Annotated in this window: 8 protein-coding genes; all 8 read right to left on the minus strand. The window is 69.2% G+C overall.

Going from position 1 to position 9,253, the window contains the following annotated elements; all coding sequences use genetic code 11:
• Positions 1 to 20 precede the first annotated feature (20 nt).
• A complete protein-coding gene (locus tag GXY47_06595) occupies positions 21 to 1,007 on the minus strand; it encodes a biotin--[acetyl-CoA-carboxylase] ligase (GenBank protein NLV30811.1) in 987 nt (328 codons plus the stop codon).
• Positions 1,004 to 3,676: a valine--tRNA ligase gene (locus GXY47_06600; GenBank protein NLV30812.1), complete on the minus strand. Its 2,673-nt coding sequence runs from the start codon at positions 3,674 to 3,676 to the stop codon at positions 1,004 to 1,006. The genes GXY47_06595 and GXY47_06600 overlap by 4 nt, the downstream gene beginning before the upstream one ends.
• Positions 3,677 to 3,750: 74 nt before the next feature.
• Positions 3,751 to 4,407, minus strand: coding sequence for a response regulator (locus GXY47_06605; GenBank protein NLV30813.1), 657 nt, complete (start codon positions 4,405 to 4,407; stop codon positions 3,751 to 3,753).
• 25 nt (positions 4,408 to 4,432) lie between these two features.
• Positions 4,433 to 5,578, minus strand: a complete 1,146-nt coding sequence (gene bamD, locus GXY47_06610) for an outer membrane protein assembly factor BamD (protein NLV30814.1) — start codon at positions 5,576 to 5,578, stop codon at positions 4,433 to 4,435.
• Positions 5,579 to 5,613: 35 nt separating this feature from the next.
• A complete protein-coding gene (locus GXY47_06615) occupies positions 5,614 to 6,303 on the minus strand; it encodes a ribulose-phosphate 3-epimerase (protein NLV30815.1) in 690 nt (229 codons plus the stop codon).
• A gap of 168 nt (positions 6,304 to 6,471) precedes the next feature.
• Complete coding sequence (locus GXY47_06620) at positions 6,472 to 7,746, minus strand: hypothetical protein (protein ID NLV30816.1); 1,275 nt, start codon at positions 7,744 to 7,746, stop codon at positions 6,472 to 6,474.
• Between the two features lie 48 nt (positions 7,747 to 7,794).
• Positions 7,795 to 8,736: a methionyl-tRNA formyltransferase gene (locus GXY47_06625; protein ID NLV30817.1), complete on the minus strand. Its 942-nt coding sequence runs from the start codon at positions 8,734 to 8,736 to the stop codon at positions 7,795 to 7,797.
• 3 nt (positions 8,737 to 8,739) lie between these two features.
• Positions 8,740 to 9,249: a peptide deformylase gene (gene def / locus GXY47_06630; GenBank protein ID NLV30818.1), complete on the minus strand. Its 510-nt coding sequence runs from the start codon at positions 9,247 to 9,249 to the stop codon at positions 8,740 to 8,742.
• Positions 9,250 to 9,253 lie beyond the last annotated feature (4 nt).

The following is a 9,253-nucleotide window of genomic DNA, read 5'->3' on the forward strand; positions in this document are numbered from 1 at the left end:
GCGATCGGTTGTAAACGGGGTCAGCGCCCGTCGCGGGCGCGCACCCGGACGTCCCCGGCGACGAGGGTCTCGACCGCCCCCGCCTCCGTGCGCACCAGCAGGGCGCCGGCTTCGTCGAGGCCGCAGGTGACGGCCGCGCGGCGCCGCTCCCCCTCGTGGATCCAGACGGGGGCCCCGTCCCACATGGTGCAGCGCTTCTTCCACCCCTCGAGGACGCCGGCAAAGTTACCGGCCTCCAGCTCCCGGCACCCCTTCTGAAAATGGTAGAGGAAGGTGACCAGCAGGAGGCGCCGGGGCACCGCGCGCCCCGCCATCTCGTCCACCGAGACCGCTTCCCCCTCGAGATCCGCGGGCACGCTCCCGGGGTGCACGTCGACCCCCACCCCCACGACCACGGCCGGCGCCCCTTCCCCGTCCGGGATCGACTCGAGCAGGATCCCGGCGCATTTGCGCCCCCCGAGCAGCACGTCGTTGGGCCACTTGAGATCGATGTCGAGCTTCCGGGCGGCCATCCCGACCACGCAGGCCGAAATCGCGTCGTGGAGCGAGACGGCGGCCACGTGCCCGAGCAGCGGCCAGCGCTCCCGCTCGCACGCCGGGCGCACGACGAGGCTCGCGTAGAGCCCCGTTTTCCGCGGCGAGAACCAGGAGCGTCCCATGCGCCCCCTGCCCGCGGTCTGCTCCTCGGCCCAGACCAGGCTCCCCCCGGGCGCCCCCCGGCGCGCCAGCTCGAGCGCCTCGCGGTTGGTGCTGTCCACGCTCAGAAACCCGTGGGTCCGGAGCCATTCCCAGGCCAGGGCCGGGGTCTCCTTCTGGATCCAGTAAGGCACCAGCGCGTCGGGGTCCGGCCGGAGGCGCACCCGGTCCCCGATGGTTTCGAGTCCGAACCCCCACTCCCGGCACAGCTCGAGCTCGCGCTCGAACCAGGGGGCGTTCTGCAGGGGCAGGCCCGCCTCCCCCACGTGGCCCAGGTCGGTCAGGACCGCCGGCAGCGCGATCGGGCTCATTTTTCCTGCCGCGGAAGATAACTGAGGTTCGATTCGAGCTTGCGGTAGCGTTCGGTCAGTTCGTCGTGCCGCGCCCGGTTCTCCATGACGATCTCCTTCGGAGCCCGCGCCGTGAATTCGTGGCTCTGGACCTTCCGGGCGATCCGGTCGATTTCGTCCTTGACCCGCGCCATCTCCCGGCCGATCCGCTCCCTCTCGGCCTGGACGTCGATCGCGGCGCGCGCATCGAGGCCGAATTCGCCGATGCGCGCCACCCCCCGCAGGAGCCCCTCCGGCAGCGGCGCGGCGAACATCACCGAGCCGAGGCGCGCCATGGTGAGGAGCTTGTCGAGGTTCCGCTCGAGCAGTTCCGCGGCCGCCGCGTCGAGCGGCGCCACGACCGCGTCGAGCGGTTTCTTCGGGTCGATGTTCATCTCCGCGCGCAGCGAGCGGATCTCCCCGACGAGGCCCATCAGGTCCTGCATGCCGGCGGCCGCGCCCGGGTTGTCCAGGGAAGCGCGGCGGACGGGGAACTCCTGGACCATGAGGGAATCGCCCGTGTGCGGCAGCTTCTGCCAGATCTCCTCGGTGATGAAGGGCATGAAGGGGTGGAGCAGCCGCAGCGCATGGTCGAACACATGGAGCAGCACCCGGATCCTGGGGCCCCGCTCCGCTTCGGGGGCGGCCTCGCTCGTCAGCACCGGCTTGACCAGCTCGATGTACCAGTCGCAGAGCTCGTGCCAGATGAACTGGTAGATCAGCGCCGACGCCTCGTGGAACCGGAACTTCTCGAGCGCCTCCGCGATCCCGCCCGCCGTCTGGTTCAGGCGGTCGAGGATCCAGAGGTCCTCGATCGGGAGCGCCCCTTCCCGCGCCAGCGCCTCCACCTCCTCCGCGCGCGGGGCGCCGTCCGTCTCCCTGAGATTCATCAGCACGAAGCGCGCGGCGTTCCAGACCTTGTTGGCGAAGGCGCTGTAGCCCTTCATCCGGTCGGAGGAAAAGGGGATGTCGGTCCCGGGAACGGCCATGGAGGAGAGGGTGAAGCGCACGGCGTCCGCGCCGTAGCGGTCGACGAGCTCGAGCGGCTCGATGATGTTCCCCTTGGTCTTGCTCATCTTCTTGTGCTGGGCGTCCCGCACGATGCCGTTGATGTGCACCTCGGAGAAGGGGACGTCGCCGGCGAACTTGAGCCCCATCATGATCATGCGCGCGACCCAGAAGAAGATGATGTCCGGGCCGGTGATCAGCACGTCCGTGGGGTAGAAGGTGCGCAGGTCCTCGGTGTCGTCGGGCCAGCCCAGGGTCGAAAAAGGCCAGAGGGCCGAGCTGAACCAGGTGTCGAGGATGTCGCTCTCCTCCCGGAGCCCCCCGCCGCAGCGCTCGCACTTCTCGGGCGTCGTGCGCGCGACGGTGACGGCGCCGCACGCCTCGCAGTGCCAGGCCGGGATCCGGTGCCCCCACCAGAGCTGGCGCGAGATGCACCAGTCGTGGATGTTGTACATCCATTCGAAATAGCGCTTCTTGAAGCTGTCCGGCACGAAGCGCACCCGCCCGCTTTCGACCGCCTCGATCGCCTCGCGGGCCAGGGTTTCCACCTTGAGGTACCACTGCAGGGAGATCTTGGGCTCGACCACGGCCGAACAGCGGTCACACTGCCCGACGTTGTGCTCGTGGTCCTCGATCCTGTCGAGGTACCCCTCCGCCTCGAGCTGCGCCACCAGGCGGCGGCGGCATTCGTAGCGGTCCATCCCCCGGTACGCGCCGGCTGCCTCGGTCATCCGCCCGTCGTCGCCGATCACGGTGATCCTCGGGAGCCCGTTGCGCATGCCCGCCTCGAAGTCGTTCGGGTCGTGGGCCGGGGTGACCTTGACGACGCCGGTGCCGAACTCGCGGTCCACGAAGGCGTCGGCGATGACGGGGATCTCCCGGCCGGCCACCGGCAGGAGCACCTTCCGCCCGACCAGGTCCCGGTAGCGCTCGTCCTCGGGGTGCACGGCCAGGGCGGTATCCCCCAGCATCGTTTCCGGCCGCGTGGTGGCCACGACGAGCGACCTCCCGCTCCCCACCAGGGGATAGCGGATGTGCCAGAGTTTCCCCTTCGTGGGCTGGTAGACGACCTCCAGGTCGGAGATCGCCGTCTTGCAGCGGGGGCACCAGTTGACGATGTATTCGCCCCGGTAGATCAGCCCCTCCTCGTAGAGGCGGACGAAGACCTCCACGACGGCGCGCGAGAGCTGCTCGTCCATGGTGAAGCGCTCGCGGCTCCAGTCGCAGCTGACGCCCATACGCCGCATCTGGTTGAGGATGGTTCCGCCGCTCGTCTTCTTCCACTCCCAGGCGAGCCGGAGGAACTCCTCGCGCCCCAGCTCCAGCCGGTTCTTCTTCTGCGCCTCCAGCTGCTTGTCGAGCACGTAGTGGACCGCGATGCTGGCGTGGTCCGTCCCGGGGAGCCAGAGGGTGTTGTACCCGCTCATCCGCTTCCAGCGCACCAGGATGTCGTGCAGCGTGTGCTGCAGCGCGTGTCCCATGTGGAGCGAGCCGGTGACGTTGGGGGGGGGGATGACGATGCTGAACCGGGGCCTGGACGACGGCGCCTCGGCGCCGAAGAATCCGCGCGATTCCCAGAAACCGTACCATTTCTGCTCGAACTCCCTGGGCTGATAGGACTTGGCGAGCGGCTCACGAGACATTTCCGACCTCTTTCTTCAATGGATGCACACCCGGGAACAAAGGGAGAGATTTTATTCGAATCGACGGGCTTAGTCTAGGAGCGATCGCTCCCGGGGCCGCGCTCCTCGATGACGCGCCGCAGGAGAACCTCGGCCAGTTCGGGCACGACTTCCCAGGCGACCTCGCGAATCACGTCGGGCGACAGGCGCCCGACGACCTCCGCGGCCACGCGCCGGACCTCCTCGTCCGTCAGCGCGCCCGGGCGCGCGACCGCTTCCGCCTTCCCCCGGCCGGGCCGATCGGGACCGAACAGGTCCAGGATCGCGCCCGGTCCCAGGAACGATTCCCGCGCCGATGCGAGGCCCGGGCCCGCGGCCGGGGCCTCGGCGCCGGCCAGGGAGTGCACCCTGTCGATCAGCTCGGAGGTGTCGAAGGGCTTCGACAGGTGTCCGTCGGCGCCCACCCGCTCCGCCTCCTGCGGGTCGAAGGGTTCGAAGGCGCCCGAGAGAAGGATCACGGGGATGCGGCCGAATTCCGGCTCCTCCCGGATGCGGGCGCACAGCTCGTACCCGCCGATCCCCGGCATGAGCGCGTCGGCCAGCACGATATCGGGCCGGAAGCGGCGGAGCGCCTCGAGGGCCGCTTCGCCGCTCGCTACCGCCTCCACCTCGGCATCCTCGGCCCCGAAGGCGAGGCGCACCATTTTCTGCATCGTCACGCTGTCATCGGCCACCAGCAGTTTGAGCGTCATCGGTTCCGTCCCGGGTTATGGGCCCTTAATCCTGTTTCCGTTTGTAGCGGCTGCTGGCCTTTTCCCGCTCCGCCTCCGGCCCGGAGCCCGTCGAAGCGGCCCCTTCGGCAGTGGCCGCGCCCGAGGCGTCCGCGCCCGAGGCGCTCTGGCGGATCTCGGTCTCGATCAGGATATCGTCTCCCGCCGCCGCCCTGGCCTCCGCGGCGGCCAGTTCGGCCTCGCGCGCCTTTTCAGCCTCGACCGCCCGCTGCGCCACCTCGTACTGGTCCGGGGGGGGGACGAACCCGAGCGCCTTGCCGAAGTCGACCAGCGGCTTCAGCGGCGAGAAACCCTCCGGCTCCTTCAGGTTCGCCCGGTGCCGGGCCGCCATTTCGGCGTCGACCTCCGGGACCTCCGCCCCGAGCGTGCCGAGGCGCTCGACCGCCTCGGTATAATGCGGGCTGAAGGGGAACCCCCGCGCGATCTCGCCGTAGTATTCCTTCGCTTTCTCGTGGTCCTTCTCGCTGCGGGACTGCTCGTAGATCTGGCCGAGGTTGTAGAGCACCATGTCCAGTTCGGCGTAATCGGGGTACTTCTCCACGATCTCCTGGTAACGCCCGACGGCGCCCAGCACGTTGCCCCTGTCGGCGTAGAATTTGCCGACGCCGTAATCCCCCCGCGCCAGCACGTCCTCCACCGTGCTGCGCCACTGGCGCACGATGGGAAGGTAATCGCTGTCGCCGAAACGGCGCTCGAACTGCGCGATCTCGTCGAGGGTGCGGCGGGTGTACTGCTGGTCGCGGTCGGGGGTGTTGATCAGCTTGTAGTTGGCGGAGATGATCTTCAGCTGGGCGTCCACCGCGCGCGGGTGCTGCGGGTAGAACACGATGAAGTTCTTGTACTGGTCCTCGGCCTGCAGCAGGTTCTCCGTCCCCCCCTCCTCGTAGAACGAGTCGCCCATCGCGAAATAGGCCTCGGCCGCCACGTCGCTGTCGGGATAGGTGTTGAGCAGGGTCTGGAACGCCAGCCTCGATTTGATGTACTGCCCCTTCCTGAGGTAGTCGCTCCCGGTGTCGAACAGGTTCTGGTCGGGGGGGACGACCCCCTTTTGCAGCCGGGCACTCTTCTGGCTGCAGCCGCCCACCAGTGCGAGCAGCGCGAGCGTCACGACACAGCGTACGATAAATCTCATCCCCAAATCGCCTCCCAATGCGCCGGCCCCCCCGCTTACCGGGAGCGCCCCGCGCCCCCCTGGTTCTCCCCGGCGGCGATTTTCTTCATCTCCGCCACCGCCGCGGAGGCGCCGCCCGGAGAACCGAAAATCGCGGAACCGGCGACGATGATATCGGCCCCCGCCTCGAGGATTTCGGCCAGGTTTTCCGGGCCGATGCCGCCGTCCACCTCGATGCGCGTCCGATACCCCTTGGATACGATACTCTTCCGCAGCCGATCGATTTTTTTCAGCATCGAGGGGATGAATTTCTGCCCGCCGAACCCCGGGTTGACCGTCATCACCAGCACGAAGTCGGCAAGCGGCAGCGCCTCTTCGAGGAGCGCGAGCGGCGTCGCCGGATTCAGGGCGATGCCGGGCCGGGCCCCCCGGCTGCGGATGTGGTTGAGGGTCCGGTCGAGGTGCGCGTCCGCCTCGACATGGACCGAGAGCCAGTCGACCCCCGCGTCGAGGAACGCGTCCAGGAAGCGGTCCGGCCGCTCCATCATCAGGTGGGCGTCCAGCGGCAGCCGGGTGCACCCGCGGATGGAGGCCACGACGGGCGGCCCGATGGTCATGTTGGGAACGAAACGCCCGTCCATCACGTCCAGGTGGACCACGTCCGCCCCTCCCCGCTCTATCCTGCCGATTTCCGCGGCCAGCTGGGAGAAGTCGGCCGACAATATCGATGGTGCGATTTCGATGATTCGATCCAAGGATGCTCCGTCTCTATGTCAGCCGCGGCACGGGTCGGGCCGATTCCGCCCCGCCGCCGCGCACCGATTCGGTCAAGGGTAGCACAGCGACCGGCACGATGCAAGGTGCCAGCCTCCTAAAACCTTGTGATAAAGACACTTGTCCTTTTTCCCGCCCGCTCAGTTCCACCGCCGCAGCAGGGCGGCAAAAAAACCGTCCCAGCGCCGGGCCGAGGGAAAGGTGCGCACGCAGCCGTCCGTCCCCACCCAGGCCGCCACCCCCTCGGGGTAGCGGGGCTCCTCGATGCGGAACCCGGGATGGGCGCCGAGGAAATCCTCCACCACCCTCTCGTTCTCCTCCGGCTCGGTCGAGCAGGTGGAGTAGAGGAGGCGCCCCCCCACCGCCACCGATTGCGAAACGCCGCGCAGAATCGCGGCCTGCACCCTCCCGAGCGCCGCGAACTCCTCCGGCCTGAAGTTCCATTTGATTTCCGGGTTCCGCCTCAGGGTGCCCAGCCCGGAGCAGGGGACGTCCGCGAGCGCCGCGTCGAACTCCACCCCGAACGGGGCCGGCCCCCCGGCGTCGGCCACGATCACCCCCCCCGGCCGCACTCCCTGTGCGCGCAGCAGCTCCAGCATGCGGCGCACCCGGCCGGGACTGATGTCGCTCGAGACCACCCGGCCGAAGATCCCCCCGAGAACGGCCGTTTTTCCGCCCGGGGCCGCGCAGGCGTCCCACACCCTCCCCCCCTGCCCCGCCGGGCCGAACAGATGCGGCATCAGCTGCGAGGCCTCGTCCTGGAGATGGGCCCGCCCCCCGGGGGGAGCCTCGTCCAGCGACAGGCGGGCGCCGGGGACCAGGGGGGAGGATTCCCCGGGCGGCGTCTCCCCCTCCCCCTCTGCGTCCGTCAGGCGGAAAGCCGCCCGCGGTGGCCGGTTCAGGGAAAGGGCGAACTCCTCCGCCTGCGCGGCCCCCCAGCGCCGGACCCACCGCTGGTAGAGCCAGCGGGGGAGCGAAAGCCGCACCCAGCCGGGAGCCCCGTCCAAAAAGCCCGGCCGCTCCCAGGGGCGCGCCCGCCCCAGTCCCCGCAGGATCCCGTTCACGTACCTGTCGCTCCCCCGCCCCGATTCCCGCCGTGCCAGTTCCACGGCGTCGTTGCAGACCGCGTGGTCGGGCACCCGGCCCATCTTCCACATCTGGTAGAGACTCATCCGGAGCAGGGTGCGGGTGGCCGGTTCGACCTCGGCCCAGGGGCGCGCGCTCCGGGCGGCCAGCAGGTGGTCGAGCGGCCCGCGCCAGCGCAGGGTCCCGTAGACGATCTCGGTGACCAGGTGCCGGTCCCGGACCTCAAGCCGCTCCATGGCGGGCGAATTCAGGGCGTCGTCGCTGTGGAGCCGCCGGGATTCGATCCGCTCGAGCAGGCCGAGGCTCACTCTTCTGGCTGGAGATATCATGGCTGGAAAGGCCGTCCGCGGCCCCGGACCGCCGGGGCCGGCCACCGGTTAATGAAAGACCACGTCCCCGGGGCGCACCCGCGCTCCCGAGACGAACTCGCGTCCGCTCACGCGCCCCTTCCCCGGCCGCTGCACCTCGACCAGTTCCAGGACGCTGCCGCCGCCGCACTGGACCCGCATCCCCCGTTCCGACACCGACAGGAGCCGTCCCGGCTCCGCTCCCGCGAACCCCGTCATCTCCCCGGGGAGGCTGCGCCAGAGGAGGAGCGGTTCCCCGCAAAAAAGGGTGCGCGCGCCGGGCCAGGGGTCGAGGGCCCGGATCCGGTTGTGGACCACGAGCGCGCTTTCGTCCCAGGAGACGGGGGCCATGTCCTTCGTCAGGCGGGGGGCCCAGGTCGCGAGCGCCTCGTCCTGCGGCACGGGGCGGAGGTCGCCGCGCTCCAGCCGCACGAGCGTTTCGACCAGGAGTTCCGCCCCCTCCCGGGCAAGGGTCCGGGTCAACTCCCCCGTCGTCGTCTCGAGCCCGATCGGCACCTCCCGCTGCAGCAGGATCGGGCCGGCGTCCAGCGCCTCCTCCATGACCATGAGGGTGACGCCGCTCACCCGGTCGCCGTTGAGGATGGACCAGGCCACCGGGGCCGCCCCCCGGTAACGGGGAAGGAGCGAGGCGTGGATGTTCAGGGCATGGCGCCGGGCGCTGGCCAGCAGCCATCCGGGCAGGATCTGCCCGTAGGCGGCGCTGACGATATAGTCGGGCCGCAGCCGCTCGAACACTTCCCGGTTTTCCTCCGACCTGATTTTTTCCGGCTGATGCAGCGCTAGCCCCCGGCTCTCGGCCAGGGACTTCACCGGGCCGGGCCGCACCTTGCGCCCCCGCCCCGCGGGGCGGTCGGGCTGGGCGAACACCGCCGGGATGTCACACCCGTGCCCGAGGAGACTTTCGAGCGCGGGGACGGCAAACTCGGGGGTGCCCAGGAAGACGACGCGCATGCCTTACCATTCACCGGCTTTGGCCAGTTTCCGGATCCTGTTCTTGATGAGGGTGCGCTTGAGCGAGCTGAGATGATCGATGAAGAGGACGCCGTTGAGGTGGTCGATCTCGTGGCAGAGGCAGCGGGCGAGGAGCCCCTCCGCCTCGATCCGCAGATCCTTCCCCTCGAGGTCCTGCGCCTCCACGACCAGTTTCTGGGGGCGGGTGACACTCTCGCTGAAACCGGGAATGCTCAGGCACCCCTCGTCGCTGCGCTGCGACCCCTCCGCGGAGACGATTTCGGGATTGCAGATCACCATCTTCTTCCCCTCGTCCTCACCCACCGAAAGGTCGACGGTCGCCAGACGGATGTTGAGCCCCACCTGCGGCGCGGCCAGACCGATGCCGGGCTCGCTGTACATGGTCTCATACATGTCCGCCACGATCTTCTGCAGGGAACCGTCGAAGTCGGTGATCCGCTCGCTCCGGGCGCGCAGTTCAGGGGCGCCGTACTTGAGAATTTTCATAATCATAAAC

The sequence above is a fragment of the Acidobacteriota bacterium genome (assembly GCA_012729555.1).
Classification (GTDB): domain Bacteria; phylum Acidobacteriota; class UBA6911; order UBA6911; family UBA6911; genus UBA6911.